General features: G+C 40.6%; 18 protein-coding genes, 4 tRNA genes and 1 pseudogene. 22 read left to right on the top strand and 1 reads right to left on the bottom strand.

The features are described from left to right. Positions 1-3 precede the first annotated feature (3 nt). The 21 genes and pseudogenes from AC1DVK_RS13605 to AC1DVK_RS13505 all read left to right on the top strand — a co-directional run bounded on the left by AC1DVK_RS13605 (position 4) and on the right by AC1DVK_RS13505 (position 18,439). A complete protein-coding gene (locus AC1DVK_RS13605; RefSeq protein WP_089363701.1) occupies positions 4-1,974 on the top strand; it encodes a DHH family phosphoesterase in 1,971 nt (656 codons plus the stop codon). Then, positions 1,971-2,420 carry a 50S ribosomal protein L9 gene (rplI, locus tag AC1DVK_RS13600; protein WP_061465907.1) on the top strand — a complete coding sequence of 150 codons (450 nt, stop codon included), beginning with the start codon at positions 1,971-1,973 and terminating at the stop codon, positions 2,418-2,420. The genes AC1DVK_RS13605 and rplI overlap by 4 nt, the downstream gene beginning before the upstream one ends. A 141-nt stretch (positions 2,421-2,561) precedes the next feature. Further along, positions 2,562-3,926 (top strand): replicative DNA helicase, encoded by a 1,365-nt coding sequence (gene dnaB, locus AC1DVK_RS13595; protein ID WP_477626689.1) that lies wholly within the window; start codon positions 2,562-2,564, stop codon positions 3,924-3,926. 288 nt (positions 3,927-4,214) lie between these two features. After that, positions 4,215-5,507, top strand: a complete 1,293-nt coding sequence (locus AC1DVK_RS13590; RefSeq protein ID WP_061465905.1) for an adenylosuccinate synthase — start codon at positions 4,215-4,217, stop codon at positions 5,505-5,507. A gap of 290 nt (positions 5,508-5,797) precedes the next feature. After that, positions 5,798-5,873: transfer RNA gene (locus AC1DVK_RS13585), tRNA-Lys, on the top strand. Positions 5,874-5,881: 8 nt separating this feature from the next. After that, a tRNA-Glu gene (locus AC1DVK_RS13580) sits at positions 5,882-5,953 on the top strand. A 22-nt stretch (positions 5,954-5,975) separates the two neighbouring features. Beyond that, positions 5,976-6,051, top strand: a tRNA-Asp gene (locus tag AC1DVK_RS13575). Between the two features lie 31 nt (positions 6,052-6,082). After that, positions 6,083-6,155: transfer RNA gene (locus AC1DVK_RS13570), tRNA-Phe, on the top strand. A 411-nt stretch (positions 6,156-6,566) separates the two neighbouring features. Beyond that, positions 6,567-7,985, top strand: a complete 1,419-nt coding sequence (locus AC1DVK_RS13565; protein ID WP_289319278.1) for a peptidoglycan DD-metalloendopeptidase family protein — start codon at positions 6,567-6,569, stop codon at positions 7,983-7,985. 279 nt (positions 7,986-8,264) lie between these two features. After that, positions 8,265-8,972 carry a response regulator YycF gene (gene yycF, locus AC1DVK_RS13560; protein ID WP_034316131.1) on the top strand — a complete coding sequence of 236 codons (708 nt, stop codon included), beginning with the start codon at positions 8,265-8,267 and terminating at the stop codon, positions 8,970-8,972. 5 nt (positions 8,973-8,977) lie between these two features. Next, complete coding sequence (gene walK, locus AC1DVK_RS13555) at positions 8,978-10,810, top strand: cell wall metabolism sensor histidine kinase WalK (protein ID WP_477626688.1); 1,833 nt, start codon at positions 8,978-8,980, stop codon at positions 10,808-10,810. Then, complete coding sequence (locus AC1DVK_RS13550; protein ID WP_477626687.1) at positions 10,807-12,138, top strand: YycH family regulatory protein; 1,332 nt, start codon at positions 10,807-10,809, stop codon at positions 12,136-12,138. Before walK ends, AC1DVK_RS13550 begins: the two co-directional genes overlap by 4 nt. Next, positions 12,125-12,919 carry a two-component system regulatory protein YycI gene (locus AC1DVK_RS13545; RefSeq protein WP_427088298.1) on the top strand — a complete coding sequence of 265 codons (795 nt, stop codon included), beginning with the start codon at positions 12,125-12,127 and terminating at the stop codon, positions 12,917-12,919. Before AC1DVK_RS13550 ends, AC1DVK_RS13545 begins: the two co-directional genes overlap by 14 nt. Before the next feature lie 6 nt (positions 12,920-12,925). Then, positions 12,926-13,720, top strand: coding sequence for an MBL fold metallo-hydrolase (locus AC1DVK_RS13540; protein WP_089363707.1), 795 nt, complete (start codon positions 12,926-12,928; stop codon positions 13,718-13,720). A 270-nt stretch (positions 13,721-13,990) separates the two neighbouring features. Continuing rightward, positions 13,991-15,202, top strand: a complete 1,212-nt coding sequence (locus AC1DVK_RS13535) for a trypsin-like peptidase domain-containing protein (protein ID WP_477626686.1) — start codon at positions 13,991-13,993, stop codon at positions 15,200-15,202. A gap of 172 nt (positions 15,203-15,374) precedes the next feature. Further along, positions 15,375-15,536 (top strand): CxxH/CxxC protein, encoded by a 162-nt coding sequence (locus tag AC1DVK_RS13530; protein ID WP_089363709.1) that lies wholly within the window; start codon positions 15,375-15,377, stop codon positions 15,534-15,536. A gap of 258 nt (positions 15,537-15,794) precedes the next feature. Continuing rightward, entirely contained in the window at positions 15,795-15,920 is a 126-nt protein-coding gene (locus tag AC1DVK_RS13525) for a hypothetical protein (protein ID WP_477626685.1), read from the top strand. A 212-nt stretch (positions 15,921-16,132) separates the two neighbouring features. After that, positions 16,133-16,612 carry a 23S rRNA (pseudouridine(1915)-N(3))-methyltransferase RlmH gene (gene rlmH / locus AC1DVK_RS13520; RefSeq protein WP_089363710.1) on the top strand — a complete coding sequence of 160 codons (480 nt, stop codon included), beginning with the start codon at positions 16,133-16,135 and terminating at the stop codon, positions 16,610-16,612. Positions 16,613-16,672: 60 nt separating this feature from the next. Beyond that, complete coding sequence (rlmN, locus tag AC1DVK_RS13515) at positions 16,673-17,740, top strand: dual-specificity RNA methyltransferase RlmN (protein WP_477626684.1); 1,068 nt, start codon at positions 16,673-16,675, stop codon at positions 17,738-17,740. A gap of 169 nt (positions 17,741-17,909) precedes the next feature. Further along, a pseudogene (locus tag AC1DVK_RS13510) lies at positions 17,910-18,204 on the top strand (transposase); the annotation flags it as partial. Continuing rightward, positions 18,146-18,439, top strand: coding sequence for a hypothetical protein (locus AC1DVK_RS13505; protein WP_477626698.1), 294 nt, complete (start codon positions 18,146-18,148; stop codon positions 18,437-18,439). The pseudogene AC1DVK_RS13510 and the gene AC1DVK_RS13505, both read left to right, overlap by 59 nt. A gap of 144 nt (positions 18,440-18,583) precedes the next feature. On the opposite strand, the gene AC1DVK_RS13500 is transcribed toward AC1DVK_RS13505, so the two are convergent. Then, positions 18,584-18,916: a heme oxygenase gene (locus AC1DVK_RS13500; RefSeq protein WP_061465896.1), complete on the bottom strand. Its 333-nt coding sequence runs from the start codon at positions 18,914-18,916 to the stop codon at positions 18,584-18,586. 295 nt (positions 18,917-19,211) lie between these two features. On the opposite strand from AC1DVK_RS13500, the gene AC1DVK_RS13495 reads away from it, so the two are divergent. Next, complete coding sequence (locus tag AC1DVK_RS13495) at positions 19,212-20,660, top strand: DEAD/DEAH box helicase (protein ID WP_477626683.1); 1,449 nt, start codon at positions 19,212-19,214, stop codon at positions 20,658-20,660. Positions 20,661-20,763: the final 103 nt, after the last annotated feature.

The following is a 20,763-nucleotide window of genomic DNA, read 5'->3' as shown; positions in this document are numbered from 1 at the left end:
ACTATGCCATCTTATTTGAAAGAATACTCGATTAAGTCCCCAGTGTATGGGATGCTGGCCGCGGGCGTGTTACTTTTGGGCGTACTGGCTTATTATAATTGGGTTATTGCACTTGTTGGTTTATTGATTCTTGCTGGTTTATTTTATTTAACATTAAGAATGGTAGAAAAAAAGCAACGTAAGACAGAAGAGTATATAACGACTTTATCTTACCGTTTAAAAAAGGTCGGTGAGGAAGCGTTATTGGAAATGCCAATTGGGATCATGCTCTTTAATGAGGATTATTACATTGAATGGACCAATCCATTCCTGGCTTCGTGTTTTAGTGAAGACTCCTTGGCGGGAAGATCGCTATACGATGTTGCGGACTCGATCGTTCCGTTAATTAAGCAAGAGATCGAGACAGAGACAATTACGCTCCACGATCGGAAATTCAAAGTGGTCCATAAGCGAGAGGAAAGGCTTCTTTACTTTTTTGATGTGACGGAGCAAGTGGAAATCGAGAAACTATATGAAGATGAGCGAACGGCAATTGCGATCATTCTCCTTGATAACTATGATGATTTGACACAGGGTATGGATGATCAGCGTAAAAGCAGCATTAATAGCTTGGTTACCTCACTTCTTGATAGATGGGCAAGGGATAATGGCGTTTTCTTTAAACGGGTTTCCTCGGAGCGATTCATCGCTGTCTTTAATGAGCATATCCTTCAGCAACTTGAGAAGGGGAAATTCTCGATTTTGGATGAAATCAGGGAAACGACGGCCAAGCAAAATGTACCATTGACCTTGAGCATCGGGGTCGGCTCGGCAGTGTCATCCTTACCGGAACTGGGTACACTTGCACAGTCCAGCTTGGATCTCGCTTTAGGACGGGGCGGTGACCAGGTAGCCATCAAGCAAGCGAATGGAAAAGTGAAATTCTATGGGGGTAAAACCAATCCGATGGAAAAACGCACGAGGGTCCGTGCACGTGTGATTTCCCATGCATTGAAGGATATAGTCCTTGATAGTGATAAAGTCATTGTCATGGGCCATAAAAACCCGGATATGGACGCAATCGGTTCAGCCATCGGCATTTTGAAAGTTGCCCAAATGAATGAACGTGAAGGCTATATTGTAATTAACACCCAGCAGCTTGATAGCAGTGTACTTCGTTTAATGGAGGAAATCAAAAATAAAGAAGAGCTTTATGCCCGGTTTATAACTCCTGATGATGCTCTTGAAATGATTACGGATGAGACATTGCTGGTTGTGGTCGATACACATAAACCTTCTATGGTAATTGAAGAGCGGTTATTGAATAGGATCGATAAGGTTGTAGTCATCGACCATCATCGCCGGGGTGAGGAGTTCATCAAAAACTCATTGCTCGTCTATATGGAGCCATATGCGTCTTCAACAGCAGAACTTGTGACCGAACTGCTTGAATATCAGCCGAAACGCAGTAAGATAGATATGCTGGAATCAACGGCGCTACTTGCAGGTATCATTGTCGATACGAAAAGCTTCACTTTAAGAACAGGTTCACGTACTTTCGATGCAGCCTCTTATCTAAGGGCACATGGAGCTGATACGGTACTTGTCCAGAAGTTCTTAAAAGAAGACGTTGACACCTATATTAAACGGTCGAAGCTCATTGAAGAAGTTATCTTTTATAAAAAGGGAATTGCAATTGCCTCGGCAAAAACCGATCAGGTCCACAATCAGGTGCTCATTGCTCAGGCTGCGGACACCCTATTGACCATGGATGGCGTTGTTGCTTCCTTTGTAATGGCTAAGCGATCTGATGATACAGTAGGCATAAGTGCGCGATCGCTTGGTGATATCAATGTACAGGTAATCATGGAAATGTTAAATGGAGGCGGACATTTAACAAATGCCGCTACTCAACAGGCATGCTCCATTGATGAAGCAGAAAGTCGATTAAAAACAGCTATAGATGAATATTTAGAAGGGGGACAAAAAGAATGAAAGTAATATTTCTGAAAGACGTAAAAGGTAAAGGGAAAAAAGGGGAAGTTAAAAATGTTGCAGATGGTTATGCACATAATTTCCTGCTAAAACAAGGATTGGCCGTTGAAGCAAATAATACAAATGTAAAAACATTGGAAGCCCAGAAAAATAAAGAAGAATCACTTGCAGCAGAAGAACTGCAGCATGCTGAAGAATTGAAAGTGCAGCTGGAGAAACTAACGGTTGAACTATCTGCCAAAGCCGGTGAGGGCGGGCGTTTATTCGGTTCCATCACGACTAAACAAATTGCATCGGAGCTTCAGAAAAAACACGGTATCAAGGTTGATAAACGTAAAATGGAGCTTGCTGAAGGCATCCGCACTTTAGGGCATACAAAGCTTCCAGTCAAGCTTCACCCTGAAGTCACTGCGACACTGACTGTGCATGTGAAAGAAATTAACTAATTTTAGCTGTTTCATATCTGTGAAAAATTGATAAAATAGAGATAGACGAAAAATGTGATTGGGCATGTTGTCCTTTCACTTTTTTTCTTTTTTACTAGAAACATATAAATGGTATCCTCTTAGAATGGGAGGTTTTAAGATATGATAGAACAATTTCAGGATAGGATTCCCCCTCAAAATATAGAAGCCGAACAGGCTGTGCTAGGAGCCATTTTTCTTGAGCCCTCTTCATTGACCGTTACATCGGAAGTTTTGATTCCGGCGGATTTTTACAGAAGCTCTCATCAAAAAATCTTTAATGTGATGCTTAATTTGAATGACGAAGGAAAAGCTGTCGATTTGATTACGGTGACAGAGGAATTGGCTGCGACAAAAAACCTTGAAGAGGTTGGCGGAGTTTCTTATTTAAGTGAATTGGCCGGATCGGTACCTACCGCGGCCAATATTGAATATTATGCTCGCATCGTCGAGGAGAAGTCATTGCTGCGTCGTTTGATCAGGACAGCGACCAACATCGCTCAGGAAGGCTACAGTCGCGAGGACGAGGTCGAGGAGCTGCTCGGGGAAGCAGAAAAAACGATCATGGAAGTGGCCCAGCGTAAGAATTCCGGGTCTTTTCAAAATATTAAGGATGTATTGGTTGCGACGTACGATAACATAGAAATTTTGACTACCCGTAAAGGGGATGTCACGGGAATACCGACAGGGTTTGCTGAACTGGATCGAATGACAGCAGGGTTCCAACGTAATGACCTCATCATAGTGGGTGCCCGCCCTTCGGTTGGTAAAACCGCTTTTGCATTGAATATCGCTCAAAACGTTGCGACCAAAACGGAGGAGAATGTAGCGATTTTCAGTCTTGAAATGGGTGCAGAGCAGCTCGTTATGCGTATGCTCTGTGCTGAAGGAAATATCAACGCTCAGAATTTACGGACAGGTTCCTTAACGGATGAGGATTGGCGTAAATTGACGATGGCGATGGGAAGCTTGTCGAATGCCGGCATTTATATCGATGATACGCCAGGTGTGAGGATTGGTGAAATTCGTTCGAAATGCCGTCGTTTGAAGCAGGAACATGGGCTTGGCATGATATTGATCGATTACCTGCAGTTAATTCAAGGCGATGGTCGTTCAGGCGACAACCGTCAGCAAGAGGTATCCGAGATTTCACGTTCACTTAAAGCGCTCGCTCGTGAACTTAAAGTGCCCGTCATAGCCCTTTCCCAGCTATCGCGGGGAGTGGAGCAGCGCCAGGATAAGCGTCCGATGATGTCTGATATCAGGGAATCCGGGAGTATCGAGCAAGATGCCGATATCGTCGCATTCTTATACCGTGATGATTATTATGATAAAGAATCCGAGAATAAAAATATCATTGAAATCATTATAGCGAAACAGCGTAATGGTCCAGTAGGCACGGTTTCGCTTGCATTCGTGAAAGAATATAATAAATTCGTTAACCTCGAACGCCGTTTCGATGATGATTCGATGTCTCCCGGCGCATAGGGAACTGCCTGCCATTCATGCAATGGCGGGCTGTTTTTATTTTGGAAAAAGAAAGGGACTGGTGATAATAATAAAAGAAATCAAAGGGTAGAATAAGGATTGACAATCCAAAACCAATTTTGAAAACGGAAAGATTTTTTTCATATTTACGAACGAAGTATTTTTTGAAATGTGTAACGTTCGGATTTTGTATTGACTTCCACTTTGGATTATTGATAAAATAGGTTTGTTTGATAAGAACCGGTAAATAATCGGTATTACGTGAACCTTTGGAGGTGCTTTATTCAGATGTCATCAGTTGTAGTAGTCGGTACACAATGGGGAGACGAAGGTAAAGGTAAAATAACAGATTTTCTATCCCAGAATGCGGAAGCCATCGCTCGTTATCAAGGTGGGAATAATGCAGGGCATACAATAAAATTTAATGGCGTTACCTATAAACTGCATTTAATTCCGTCAGGGATTTTTTATAGTGATAAAATTTGTGTCATTGGAAATGGTATGGTGGTTGATCCAAAAGCTCTTGTAGAGGAGCTTGCTTATTTACATAGTCATGGAGTGAGTACGGATAATCTTCGTATCTCTAACCGTGCACATGTCATTCTTCCTTACCATATCAAATTGGATGAAGTCGAAGAAGACCGTAAAGGCGCTAATAAAATTGGAACGACAAAAAAAGGAATCGGCCCTGCTTATATGGACAAAGCTGCTCGTAACGGAATCCGTATGGCAGATCTTTTGGACCGTGAAATTTTTGAGGAAAAATTGGCTCAAAATCTTGTCGAAAAAAACCGTATGTTCGAACGCTTCTATGAAACGGAAGGTTTCAAAATCGAAGATATCATGGATGAATACTATGAGTACGGACAACAAGTGCAGAAATATGTTTGTGATACATCCGTTGTATTGAACGATGCACTTGATGAAGGAAAACGGGTATTATTCGAAGGGGCACAAGGTGTGATGCTTGATATCGATCAAGGAACATACCCATTCGTCACTTCATCTAATCCTGTTGCAGGTGGCGTTACGATCGGTTCTGGCGTAGGTCCTACAAAAATCAATCATGTGGTTGGAGTATGTAAAGCATATACAAGCCGTGTGGGCGATGGTCCTTTCCCTACAGAATTGCATGATGAAGTCGGCAACCAAATCCGTGAAGTTGGCCGTGAATATGGTACAACTACAGGCAGGCCGCGCCGTGTAGGCTGGTTTGATGCAGTTGTCGTTCGCCATGCACGCCGTGTCAGCGGGATTACCGATTTATCATTGAACTCGATTGACGTGTTATCAGGTCTTGATACGGTCAAAATTTGTGTAGCTTATGAATACAAAGGCGAAATCATTCATGAGGTTCCAGCAACATTAAAAGCGATTGGCGAATGTAAACCAGTTTATGAAGAGCTATCAGGCTGGTCAGAAGACATCACAGGATGCAAATCATTGGATGAGCTTCCAGAGAACGCTCGCCACTATGTAGAGCGCGTATCTCAATTGGTAGGCATTCCTTTGACTACTTTTTCTGTCGGTCCTGACCGCAACCAAACAAATATCGTGAGAAGCCCTTGGCGTCTAGCGTAATTGATGAAATGGAGCTGGCTTTTTAGCCGGCTCTTCTTCATTATTGGAATCAATCACTGCATTCTGATGTCACAATCGAGAGACCTGGGATATTGGAAGAATGGATTGAAACAGTAGGAAAAAGGAAAAAGATAAAAAAAAATAATTTTATTTCAAAAAAACTATTGCCTAAACTATGATAACCATGATATTATCAAAAGCGTCGTCACAATAGAACAAGCATTAACAGCATCAAGCGAGTAGCTGCATTGAGGCGTGAAACATCCTGAAAAGTTACATTTCATTAGAACGAGCCATTAGCTCAGTTGGTAGAGCATCTGACTTTTAATCAGAGGGTCGAAGGTTCGAATCCTTCATGGCTCACCATTTTTTTCGGCCCATTGGTCAAGCGGTTAAGACACCGCCCTTTCACGGCGGTAACACGGGTTCGAATCCCGTATGGGTCACTTCTTTATATAATTCTTTACTGGTCCCGTGGTGTAGCGGTTAACATGCCTGCCTGTCACGCAGGAGATCGCGGGTTCGATTCCCGTCGGGACCGCCATTTTATTTTTTTGTTCTAAAATAGAATATTTGGCTCAGTAGCTCAGTCGGTAGAGCAAAGGACTGAAAATCCTTGTGTCGGCGGTTCGATTCCGTCCTGAGCCATCCTTTTTAAAAACGCCTTTCCTTTAGGGCGTTTTTTTTGTTTTACATCCAGATGTATTATAAATGAAATCTTGTTAATGAATTGTTAACGATTTGTAACATACCAATTTCACCCAAATTGGCATATAAACTGCTTTTATCCTTACGGGGCTTACGTCCACTCCTTATTTCGAAATGTATCGAATCTTCCTCATTAGCATATTTATTGGTACTTGTTGTCACCATTTATACAGTTCTATTACATTATCACGACTGTTTCTTGTTTTTTTTTTTATTATGGTAGAGTTATGAGTGAAAAATCATAATAGAAATCAGTCATATGCAAGTGGATATTTAAATTGGACTAATAAATCTCAAAATAAATTTGATTAGTTTCTTAATTGGTGACTGAGCCGTTAAGGAGGACAATATATGTTTAGCTCAAAAGGTAAGGGGATCATCCTGTTGATGGTTTCGGTCATTTTATTGCTTGCTGGAAATATGGCAACGGCCGCAGGGATATCGAAAACTGACACCATTCAGCATGTTTATCTTAATGATGAGTTCGTCGGAAGTGTGACGGATGAAACGGAAATAGAGGAGATCGTAGCCGATAAGGTAAAAGCAGCACAGAGAGATTATCCAGACTATACATTCGATAGGGAGTCGCAGCTGTCATATGTACCTGAAGAGGTATTTGATGAAGAAGTAAAAGAAGATCAGGCTGTAAAGCATATTCAAGAAAAGCTCAATGTGAAAGCAAAGGCGTATGAAATCGACATAGATAATCAGGCGGTCGCTTATGTTGCGTCAAGGGATGATGCTGAGGACGTTTTGGAAAAAATCAAGTTATTATATGTAAATGAAGAGGAATACGCTGAATATGAAACAGGTAAAAAAGGAAACGAAACGGGTGCAAAACCGTTAAAAGAACCAGGAAGTAGAATTCTGGACATCAAGTTTTCACTTCCCGTTACGTTTAAAGAATCAATGATCGATCCAGCTGAAATCAAGACCGTCGATGATACCATTTCCATGATAGAAGAAGGAAAGAAAGAAAAGACGCTTTATGAGGCTATGGAAGATGAGGATCTTGAAGCAATTGCCAATCAGCATGATATGGACCTGGATCAACTGTTAGAGCTAAATCCAGGACAGGATGAGGGCAAAGGGCTTAAAAAGGGCGAGCATCTCTATGTGACCCAGCTTACGCCCTATGTGAACGTAATGGTGGAAAGAGAAGTATTAAAGGAAGAGAGGATTCCTTTCGAAAAGAAAGTGAAGGAGGATGACGAACTTCCCAAGGGTGAACTCATTACTGAACAAATTGGCAATGAGGGGGTTCAGGCATTCACATATGCAGTATCTGAAACAAATGGTAAGAAAATCAGTGAAACGATCGTAAAAAAAGAAAACACGGAAAAAGCCAAAATGGAAGTCACTAGAAAAGGCACGAAGGTCGTTCCTTCACAGGGGAGCGGTACATATTCATGGCCTGCAGATGGGGGCTATATTTCCAGCAAGCAGGGGCAGCGCTGGGGGAAACTTCATAAAGGTATCGATATTGCCCGGCCAACCACCAGGACCATAACGGCAGCGGATCATGGGATAATCGAGACTGCTGGAAACTCCGGAGGGTATGGAAATAAGATAACGATCAATCATAATAACGGGTATAAGACAGTATATGCCCATTTGGATTCAATAAATGTAAAAGCTGGACAAAAGATTGAGAAGGGCATGAAAATTGGCATGATGGGTTCAACAGGGCACTCCACAGGTGTCCACCTCCATTTTGAAATATATAAAAACGGTTCTCTTGTAAATCCGCTAAACTATATAAGTCAGTAATCGATGGGAGTCTTCGAAAAATATTCGAGGACTTCTTCTGCTTCACAGATAGATGAGAATAATAGGAAAAAGGTGATTTAATGCCTATAAAATGATAAAGTAGAATAGATACAATTCGCTTTCATTCCGGTGTTCGGTCCCTTTTATTGGGTATATATATATAAATTTGTTGAACTGGGATGCTAGATTGGTGCAAGCAGAAGGAAAAGTGAATAAAGTCCCGGATAAGGACACGGTTTTTAATAGATTCAGTTTAGTTATTAAAAAGGAGATAAGCACATGGATAAGAAGATTCTGGTAGTGGATGATGAAAAGCCAATTGCCGATATATTACAATTCAATCTAAAAAAGGAAGGCTATGAAGTTTTTTGTGCTTATGATGGCAATGAAGCCCTCAAAATGGTAGAAGAACGGCAACCTGATTTGATTTTACTTGATATCATGCTACCGCAGCGCGATGGGATGGAAGTTTGCAGGGAAGTAAGGAAGAAGTATGAAACGCCAATCATCATGTTAACGGCTAAGGATTCAGAGATAGATAAAGTCTTAGGTTTAGAGCTTGGTGCGGATGACTATGTCACAAAGCCATTTAGTACCCGGGAAATAATTGCCCGCGTTAAGGCGAACTTAAGACGTCAGCAAGCGGTCCCGGTCCCAGATCAAGAAAATGAACCGAAGGAAATTACGATAGGAACGCTCACCATCCATCCGGATGCCTATGTGGTATCCAAACGGGGCGATACGATTGAATTAACTCATCGCGAATTTGAATTGCTTCATTACTTAGCGAAGCATATCGGTCAGGTCATGACAAGGGAGCACCTATTACAAACCGTGTGGGGCTATGATTATTTTGGTGATGTACGGACAGTCGATGTAACGGTCAGACGTCTTCGTGAGAAGATTGAAGACAATCCAAGCCATCCTGGTTGGATTGTAACTAGAAGAGGGGTCGGTTATTACCTGCGTAACCCTGAACAGGAGTAGTTCTTATGAAAAAGGTTGGTTTTTTTCGCTCAATCCATTTTAAATTTGTTCTGATTTATGTGTTGCTCATTTTTGTAGCGATGCAGATAATCGGGGTATATTTTGTTGGGGAATTGGAAGAAAATCTTGTCGGGAACTTCACGAAATCAATAAAAGGTCACGTTAACCTGCTTACCTACAGTATTGGTGAAGAAATGGAAAAAGAGAGGGGAGAGGAAGATCCAACCCTCGAAGATGCGATTAATATGATATTGAAAGACCGGGATAATTCTTCGAATGATATTTCGGAAGTACGTGTCATTGACACTCGCAGCAGGCGTGTGATTGGAACTTCAGACCCAAGTAACCAGGATATTGTAGGGAAGAAGACAACGGAAGTCCTTATTAAAAATACGCTGATTAATGGAAAAGAAGAAAGTGACGTATTTCGAGATCAGAAAACCGGCATGCGGCTCTGGGTTCTTTCGACACCCATTGAAGCGAATGGGGAGGTCATTGGCGCCGTCTATGTAATAGCAGAGATGGAGAATGTCTTTGAACAGATGGATGAAATCAATGGTATTTTCATGACGGGTACGGCCATTGCCTTGGTCATTACGGCCATCTTGGGGATCCTGCTCGCACGAACGATCACTCGACCCATGTCGGATATGAGAAAACAGGCCTTGGTGATGGCGAAAGGGAATTTCTCAAGAAAAGTAAGGGTATATGGCGATGATGAAATTGGCCAGCTTGCCGTCACTTTCAATAATTTGACTAAAAAGCTTCAAGAGTCGCAATCAAGCACAGAAGGAGAGCGCCGTAAGCTTTCATCCGTCCTCTCCAATATGACGGACGGTGTAATATCAACTGATAGGCGCGGTCGGGTGAACTTGATTAATGAACCGGCGGCACAATTACTGAATGTTTCGCGTGAAACCGTCATGAACCAACCGATCATCGAGGTTTTGGGTCTTGAAGAAGAGTTTAAATTTGAGGATTTACTGGAAGAGCGAGAGTCCGTCATCCTTGATTACAGCAAAAAAAATCGACCTTTCATTTTGAGGGGGAACTTTTCGGTCATTCAAAAGGAAACGGGATTCGTTAATGGTTTGATTACTGTTTTGCATGATATAACAGAGCAGGAAAAAATCGAGGGCGAACGCAGGGAATTTGTTGCCAACGTATCACATGAACTGCGAACTCCGCTAACGACGATGAGGAGTTACCTGGAAGCATTGGCTGAAGGTGCTTGGAAGGACGAGGAAATCGCTCCATCCTTTTTAAGTGTTACCCAAAATGAAACGGAGCGAATGATCAGGCTTGTTAATGATCTGTTACAGCTTTCGAAAATGGATAGTAAAGATTACAGGCTTAAAACGGGCTGGGTGAATTTCAATAAATTCTATGACCATATCATCGATCGTTTTGAAATGACGAAAAATGATGACATCACGTTTAAGCGTGATTTGCCCAAGGAAGCTTATTTCGTGGATATTGATGAAGATAAAATCACCCAGGTTCTCTATAATGTAATCTCCAACTCGTTGAAGTACTCACCTGAAGGGGGTCAAGTGACTTTCCGCGTCAGGGCTTCGGATGGCTTTATCGTTGTGAGCATTACAGATCAAGGAGTGGGCATCCCGAAAAACGTCATTGATAAAATATTCGACCGCTTCTACCGTGTGGATAAAGCAAGGTCGAGGAACTTGGGCGGGACCGGGCTTGGTTTAGCGATCGCAAAAGAAATGGTCGTGGCGCATGGCGGGAAAATATGGGCGGAAAGTGTGGATGGAAAAGGAACTACGGTGTTCTTTACACTTCCTTACGAACAGGAAGAAGAGGATGATTGGTCATGAATTTTGAACGTGCAAAAAGTATCATACTGATTATTTTGGTTGGGACAAGCATTTTTTTGACTTGGAGCATTTGGACGTATGAGCCTGAATATGATAAATTTGGTGACCGATCGAATTATATAAAGATTAAAAGCGATGTCCAGATTGTTAGTGATGTAGTTAAACCAGTAAGTATCCTTTTTCATGGCAATGGGCGACATTTCCAGACTTCCGATCCGGTGGAAATAAATAAAATGGAAAAAGAATTTTCGCAATGGAGTTTTACCGGCGTAAAAGAGATATCCGTAAAAAGGCTGCAAAGGAAATTTGATGACTTTGTCCATGAAGATGGGTCGATTGAAATCGAATTTTCCGATGATGTGCCCATTTCCCTCTATAAAACGGTATTGAATATTACGGATAAGGAAGTGCCTAGCTTTTCATTTGATCGGATCATCATTAAACAAAAGGATATCAGCGGTAATGAATCTGCCGTTTATTTTGTTTCTTACGATAAAGAGAAGATCTATCAAGGTATGGTCGACTCTAAAAGACTAAGAGATTTCATGGATGATTTTTATACGGGTTCTTACAGTAAGCACCCTGAATACACGGCCGAAACCATAAACAGCAAAAGGACGTTGTTCGTTCCGGAAAAATCCATTAAGGTCAACAGACTTCAATATTATATCGACAATTTGGATATTGGAAATCTAAAAAATGCGTTATTTAATGATCCGAAGTATGTACGCCAGGAACCCGTTTCCGCCGGTGAGGAATACACGGATGGAACAAGACTGATGACGATCAATAAAGAGAATTACCTAATTTCTTATATCAATCCGGCACAAAAGGACAAGTTACTTGTCAGTTCCGGTGACCTTCTGCAAAAGAGCATTGATTTCATCAATGATCATGCTGGTTGGGAAGATAATAATTATCGCTTTGCTTATATGTCGGAGAATGAGCAACGAGTGGTATTCCGCTTATTCGTAAATGGTTATCCGGCCTTCAATGAATCCGGAATGACTGAAATCGAGCAAATTTGGGGGAAAGAAGAAATATATAGCTACGAGCGCCCGTACTTTTCACTTGCCTCAGTCCTCCCGTCAGACGAATCGGTAGAGACTTTACCAAGTGGTAGAGAAGTCTTGAATCAGTTGAAATCGAAAGATAATATCGACTTTAAGAGCGTGGAGGACATCTCGATTGGCTATAAACTGCATAAATCCCTGGATTCCAAACTTGTCACACTAGTTACACTTGAACCCACTTGGTATTATCGTATCGGCGATAAATGGTTTATTGTGCCTGGAGATACGGGAGGCGATCAAAGTGGATTGGAATAATACAAAGTCAATTTTCATCATGGTCTTTTTCATTTTGAATATTTTTCTTCTTTATCAATTCCTGGAAAAGATTAATGACAACCAAATAGAAAATTTCACGGAGTCTTCAATAGATGAACTCTTGAAAGAAGATGAGATTTCAATAGAAACCCCACTTCCGAAACAAAAGTTGGATCAATTCCTGATTGCCCAAAGCAAGACTTTCGAGAAGAAAGATATACAGGACCTGAAAAATCAAAAAGCAAAAATCATCGATGATAAGAAGCTCGTAGGTACATTTAAAACACCGGTTAGCATGAAAGCGGAAATTCATGCTGCAGACCTTGATATATTCCTGAAGGAGTATATATTAAATGGAGATGACTATCACTTTTGGAGCTATGATAAAATCAATCAAACCATCATCTGCTATCAAGTGGCAGATAAAAAGATGTTTTATAACAATAGTAAGGGGAAGGTCACTTTATATCTGAACAAAAAGGGTGAAATCGTCTCCTATGAACAGATGTATTTAGAGGGGATTAAAAAATTCAATAAACCCAAGGAATTGATACCTGCTTTATCTGCTATTGGAGCATTATATGATAATGGTGATATTGATCCCAAAAGCAAAGTCACGAATGTAAAACTAGGTTTTTATAATTCGCTGCAGACGACATCTGTATCACATTTACTTGTGCCAACATGGTGGGTGGTCCTTAACGACAAAACGGATCTCTTCGTGAATGCTATTGATGGAGAGGTCATTGAATTAAATACAGAAGAAAAAATACTGGAGTGAGTATAGATGACTATGCATTTTAGTGTTCTCGCAAGCGGGAGTACAGGAAATGCCTTATTCGTGGAAACGGAGGATCAATCTTTCCTTGTCGATGCCGGCTTAAGCGGTAAGGCTTTGGAAGCATTGTTTCAGGATATAGGCCGTGATATGTCGAAGTTATCCGGTATCCTTGTTACCCATGAACACAGCGACCATATTAAAGGTCTGGGCGTGGTTGCCAGAAAACATAAACTCCCGATCTATGCGAATGCAAAGACATGGAATGCCATGGAACGATCAATCGGTGAAATTGCAACCGAACAAAAATTCACATTTGAAATGGAACAGGTCAAAACGTTCGGCAGTCTTAATATAGAATCTTTTGGTGTTTCTCATGATGCGGCAGAGCCGATGTTTTACGCCTTTCATCATGAAGACAAAAAACTAGTGGTCATCACTGATACAGGGTATGTAAGTGATCGGATGAAAGGAATCATCTCGAATGCCGATGCATATGTATTCGAAAGTAACCATGATGTGTCCATGTTGAGGATGGGAAAATATCCATGGAGCATTAAGCGCCGGATTTTAAGTGATGTTGGCCATGTTTGTAATGAAGATGCAGCCCTTGCAATGAGTGAAGTGGCCGGTGATAAGACCAAGCGGATTTATTTGGCTCACTTAAGTCTTGATAACAATATGAAGGATCTAGCAAGAATGTCGGTAGAACAGACCTTAAAAACAAAGGGGATCATCGTTGGTGATCAATTCTCCTTATATGATACTGATCCAAAAAGACCAACGGAACTTGTTACGTTATAAATAAAAAGGAATGGATGAGGGATACCTTGTTCATTCCTTTTTATTTTTAAAATTTCGATTCATAAGTTACTATTCGGATTAAAAGGGGTATCGTTTGGTTAGAACTGTATAGGAAAAAGAAAATGGCTGAACCTGGTCAATTTTAAATTTCCCTTTAAATAAAAGCATACATTTTTTTAGAAAATTTACGGTAAATGAGTATAATTGAGGGAGGATACCAAACAATAGAATTGCTATAATTCATTCCTAAAATGAGAGGATGGAACGGTCTTGGGTTATTATGATCAGAATGATGAGAACCAAAATAAACGGAAAAAGAGCAATGCGAGCTATTTTTTAGCTGGCTTGGGAGGCGCCATCATTGGGGCTTTACTTATTTTATTATTTTTTCCGGGAAGTGGACTGTTAAATAACGAAACTACAAGGGAAAAATCAACGGGGAGTGAGTCCACTAAGCAGTCCCAGCAAAACCTTACTGTAGATGTAACAAGTGCCGTCACCAATGCTGTAGGTAAGGCCAGCGACGCAGTGGTCGGCATCTCTAACATTCAGAAAACGAACTTCTGGGGTCAAGGGGCCGAGGACAGTTCAGCCGAAGCTGAAGCTGGCACTGGTTCTGGTGTCGTCTATAAAAAAGACGGGGGCAAGGCCTATATTGTCACGAACAACCACGTCATTGAAGGCGCTAATGAATTGGAAGTGACATTAAGTGATGGCACTAAATTGCCAGCTAAACTACAAGGTAGTGACCCATGGACCGATTTAGCGGTCATTGTCGTGAATGGTGATAAAATCAAAACCATTGCTGAATTCGGAAAATCCAGTAAATTGAAACCAGGTGAGCCCGTGATTGCCATCGGTAACCCATTAGGCCTCCAATTCTCCGGATCAGTCACACAAGGGATCATCTCCGGTTTGGAGCGTACGATAGACGTGGATATCAATGAGGACGGACAAGTCGATTGGAATGCAGAGGTCATCCAGACCGATGCGGCGATTAACCCAGGCAACAGCGGAGGAGCACTCGTTAATATGTCAGGGCAGGTCATCGGAATAAATTCCATGAAGATAGCAGAAAATGCGGTGGAAGGAATCGGTCTTTCCATTCCAATTGATTCAGTTATTCCAATTATTAATGATATTGAGGAATTTGGTGAAGTGAAACGTGCATACTTGGGTGTGAACTTAACATCCGTAAAGGAAATTTCCCAATACCATCAGAAAAATACATTAAAGTTGCCAAGGAAAGTTACTGCGGGTGTTGCAATAACAGGCGTTCAAAGCAACTCTCCTGCATCTAGAGCAGGATTGAAGGAATTTGACGTCATTGTGGGAATGGATAATGAAAAGATCCATGACGTCGTGGAATTAAGGAAATACCTTTACATTGATAAGAAAATCGGTGATAAAGTTAAAATCATTTATTACCGTGACGGAAAGAAAGAAACTACGGAAGTCAAGCTTTCAAGCAGCGAAATCTAAAACGGAAAGGCAGGGGGCAGTCATTGCTTCCTGTCTTTTATATTTCCTTGTGATTTTCTTATTTTTTGTTACGATTACCTGTGGATATATACTGAAATTAGAGATTTCACTGTAACTTGTGGATAATTGGAATAAGCACTTGGAGTAATGAGTGAGAAAGGAGAAATGAAAGATGAAATTATATTGCTGTCAGGAACACGTGGACATGGCGCTGGATGAAGTGGTATACGAATGTGAAACATATCCTGTTTTAACGCTGGTTTCTGAAGAAAAACAGTTATCAACAACCTGTGAATATTGTCGAAACGTGGCAATATATCTAGTAGGGAACTAATATTCCCATACAAGATGTGGATAGATTTTGTGGATATGTGGATAACTATTGTGGATAACATGTTTGTAACCTGTTCTTAACATTTTCCGAGGAGGGTAGAATTATTGTTGATAAAGGCATTTTTGTATACACTATAATGGCCATTTAGGACAGTGGACCCTTGGGAAAATCAATCATAATCCTTATCGAAGCTGAACATGGGACCATCCACATTTTCACGATGAACATTAAAAATAAAGGCTCTTTTCGTAAAGATTGTTGTTTTTAAAACGAAACTATTTAAGGTTGATTGGAGCGGAAGTGCGAGACCCCTGCGGGAGCAGGAGGCTCACCGCCCGCCCCGCGGAAAGCGAGAAATCAACCCAACTACTACCTGGTAAATAGCAACAAAGTATGTGAAAACAGCCAAAATAAATGAAGGTTACCGTTGCCGCTTTCAGGGGCAGCGGTTTTTACTTTAAGGGCCATGGAACTCCTCCATTAAAAATTGGCAAGGATATGCTTGTTTTGCTTATAGGTCACTCTAAGGTATGATATAAGATAGGCAAAAATCCAACAACTGAAAGTAAAAACATAATGAAAGTTAGAGGATATATATGAAAATAACGATTATTACTGTTGGCAAGCTAAAGGAAAAATACTTAAAGCAAGGAATTGCAGAATATACAAAAAGGTTAAGTGCCTATGCTAATATAGAACTTGTTGAAGTACCGGATGAAAAAGCTCCAGAGAACCTGAGTGCTGCGGACATGGACATCGTAAAGCAAAAGGAAGGTGAACGCATCCTGGCCAAAGTCAGCCCGGACACCTACGTAATAACGCTTGAAATCAATGGAAAACAGCTTACTTCCGAGCAGTTGGCCACTCAAATCGATCAGCTCGCCACTTATGGAAAGAGCAAAATTGCCTTTATTATTGGCGGGTCTCTTGGGCTTGGCACTGAGGTGGTTTCAAGAAGTGATTATGCCCTTTCCTTCTCTAAAATGACCTTTCCGCATCAATTAATGAAACTAGTTCTGCTGGAGCAAATATATCGGGCTTTTCGGATAAATAGAAATGAACCATATCATAAATGAAAGAGTTAATCCCGGGGAATGTAAAAATTAAAACTTAATGAAATGAAAAGAGGGTAACGAATGAATAAAGAGTCCATTTATGGTTTAACATTCGAACAATTAACAGCATGGCTTTTGGACCATGGCCATAAAAAATTCAGAGCTTCCCAAGTCTGGGAGTGGCTTTATAGAACACGTGTGACGAGTTTCTCTGAAATGACGGATGTTAATAAAGAGTGTATAAAATTACTTGAAGAGCACTTTGTCATCCAGACTTTGACTGAGCACGTTAAGCAAGAATCAGCAGATGGTACGATCAAGTTCTTGTTTAAATTACAGGATGGAAACCTTATCGAAACGGTTATGATGAGACATAAATACGGAATTTCGGTTTGTGTCACCACCCAAGTGGGCTGCAATATTGGCTGCAGTTTCTGTGCCAGTGGATTATTGGCCAAAAGCCGTGATCTATCCAGCGGGGAAATAGTGGAACAAATCATGAACGTTCAATTGCATCTAGATAAATTGGAACAAGAGGATGTTGTAAGCCATGTTGTTGTAATGGGTATTGGTGAGCCGTTCGATAACTTTGAAAATATGATAGACTTTTTGAAGGTGCTCATGGACCATAAGGGTCTTGCTATCGCTGCTAGGCGGATTACTGTTTCGACGAGCGGTCTTGCCAACAAGATTTATGAATTCACCGATACTAAATTACAGGTGAATTTGGCCATCTCATTACATGCGCCGAATAATGAACTCAGGACACGAATCATGAAAATAAACCGAGGTATTCCGATAGAAAAATTAATGAAATCTCTTGATTATTATTTAGAGAAAACGAATAGGAGAATTACGATTGAATATATCCTATTGAAAGATGTCAATGACCATCAAGAAGAAGCCGAGCAACTCGCCGCCCTTCTTGACGACAAAAAACATCGGCTCTATGTCAACCTGATTCCATATAATCCTGTAGATGAGCATAGTCAATACCAAAGAAGTGAAAAAGAGTCCGTTCTCTCGTTCTATGATACGCTGAAAAAGAGAGGCGTAAATTGTAAAATCCGCCAAGAACATGGAACAGATATTGATGCAGCTTGCGGACAGCTAAGAAGCAAACAAATCAAGAAAGCTGAAGCCCAATAATTTACCAAGTGGACCAAGCCATAAACCCCATTAAAAAGAGGCCGCATATTTCGAGGGCACTGAAAAAGGACCCTCGGGCCAATAGAGGTGGATTTTCTCAGTTTATTCTGAGGAGATCTACCTTTTTTGTTTTATAATCAAAGGTAAAAAATTTATTTGGGTGAGTACGATGATTCAAAAACAAACGTCTATGGTTTTTAGTCCATATATGGCCATTTATGATGTAGTGGTTCCAAAGGATAACATGTTACGCAAGATCAATGAACTTATTAACTTTTCTTTTGTGTTGGAAGAATTGAGGGACAACTACTGTCTTGTATAACGGTAGGAATGCTGTCGATCCAATACGTATGTATAAATATTTGCTGCTCAAGACCATTCATGACCTATCAGATGTGGATATAGTTGAGCGTTCCAGGTATGACATGTCCTTTAAATATTTCCTCGGCATGGCTCCAGAAGACCTATTCTGTCAGTATTAAATCCAATGAACATACAGAACAGGCTACATTCCAGGAAAGTGAGTATTTTAAAGAAAAATCAAAGGAACGTTATAAACTAGAAGCGAAAAACAATGAATCAAAACACAGACACGGGTATGATGTTGCAAAATCCCCGGGTCTACTTGGCATGGAATTACAAGGAGCAATGGCTATTTTCACCGTTAACTTGAAAAGAATATTGAAATTAATGACGTAAAAAAGTGACACACAAAAAAAGACGATTTCCATTCAAGTATCGAATGAGAATCGTCTTTTTTTAGGTTGATTTACCGTACTAGTTAGAAAAACGTGAGCTTTTCAGCAGCCTCCATATTTCGCGGCCTTTTTTGGTGTGATTTTATTATTTAGCTATTTCTTTTACCGAGGCGACTTCATACGTAGTTAGCTCGCTGCCTAGAATTGGAGATTCTTTTTTAGCTTCACCGGAACTTGGTTCAGGCCGTTTATGTGCAGCTTTGAATGCATCGCTATTTCTCCAAGCAGTAAAGTTATCAAGGCTTTCCCAGTACATGTTAACGCTTAGTTCATCGTGATCCGATAAGTTCTGCGTTAATAATACTTCAACTTTTACGAAGCCTTCCGTAGTATCAAGTGGACCTGGAGCAGTGAATCCTGGGGCCATGACTGCCCCCATACCTTTTTTGACTCTGATTCTATTCGTTACGATTATCATAAATCAGCACTCCTTTTGGATATCGGCTTTTAAACTACGCTGTTTCCGCTTTAATGTCATACATATTTTAGCATATTGAAAGAAGCAGGGTCCATTTTGATTAATCAAGATCATTGAATCCGGAATGACCAACCTTTTTAATGATGATGAGGTTTCATTATATTGAAATAAGTCAATTGAATTTGGTTATTACAAGGTTTATCGTTTCATATCGCGTATAATAGAACATTGTATAAGGAAATTATGATTATGGAAACAATAATGTAAGATACTAAATAACAAAAGAGGCTGTTATATGAATGAATTGAATTTTAATGATTATACATTAAGTGATGAAATTGTAAGGGCATTAGAAAGCCTGGGTTACCAACGTCCAACCGAAGTACAGCGCGAAGTGATTCCAGTGGCATTGAAAAGGCAGGATCTTGTCGTAAAATCCCAAACAGGCAGTGGCAAGACCGCTGCATTCGGCATACCGATATGCGAAATGGTCGATTGGGAGGAGAATAAGCCTCAGGCGCTTATTTTAACACCGACACGTGAGCTTGCTGTACAGGTAAAAGAGGATATTACGAATATAGGCAGATTTAAACGGATAAAGGCAACGGCGGTTTATGGAAAACATCCATTCGCTTTGCAAAAAGCGGAATTGAAACAAAAGAGCCATGTAGTCGTTGGAACCCCGGGGCGTGTTCTGGATCATATCGAGAAAGGGACATTCGTCCTGGAACGTTTAACTCATTTAGTTATTGATGAAGCGGATGAAATGCTGAATATGGGCTTCATTGAACAAGTGGAGGCCATCATTAAAGAGCTTCCTAAAGAAAGAGTGACCATGCTGTTCTCCGCTACGTTACCTGAGAGCATAAAAAAGCTTTGTAAGCAGTATATGAAAGCTCCTTTGGATATTGAAATCAAGGCTAAGGGGTTAACGACCGAAAAAATTGAACATGCTCTTATTGAAGTGAGAGAGGATGATAAGTTTTCCCTGCTTAAAGATGTAACCATCACGGAAAACCCCGATAGCTGCATCATTTTCTGTCGGACGAAAGATAGGGTCGACCAAGTATGTGAAATGCTAATGGATCAGGAATATCCTTGTGATATGATTCACGGCGGCATGCTTCAGGAAGATCGTCTTGCAGTGATGAATGAATTCAGAAGAGGTGAATTCCGCTATTTGGTTGCGACAGATGTTGCTGCACGCGGAATTGACATCGACAATATAACCCATGTGATTAACTATGACCTGCCATTGGAAAAGGAAAGTTACGTACATCGAACTGGAAGAACGGGCCGTGCAGGTAAAAAAGGAAAAGCCATTACTTTTGTGACGCCGTACGAAGATAAATTCCTTACTGAGATTCAAGGATATATCGGTTTTGAAATCCCTAGGATGCCCGTTCCATCAAAAGAGGATGTCTCCAATAAAAAAATGGATTTCGAAGCAAAACTGGAAGCTCGTCCAAAGATAAAAAAAGATAGAAGTGAAAAATTGAATAAACAAATCATGAAGCTGTATTTTAATGGCGGAAAGAAAAAGAAAATCAGGGCTGTTGATTTTGTCGGAACTATCGCAAAGATTGATGGAGTGAATGCTGAGGATATCGGGATCATTACGATTCAGGATAATGTTTCTTATGTGGAAATATTAAATGAAAAGGGACCGCTTGTCTTGAAAGTGATGAAAAATACGAAAGTAAAAGGAAAACTTTTGAAGGTATCAGAGGCCTTTAAGAACTAAAGGTGCCGAATAAAAAAGAAGCGGGAAGATGAAAATCTGTCTTTCCGCTTCTTTTTTTATTTGTATTTTAATATAATGAAAAATTGACCTAAAGAATATTACG

Source organism: Peribacillus sp. P4_B1 (genome assembly GCF_056402395.1).
The sequence above is the reverse complement of the archived record's forward strand: the minus strand, read 5'-3'. Positions and strand labels throughout refer to the sequence as shown.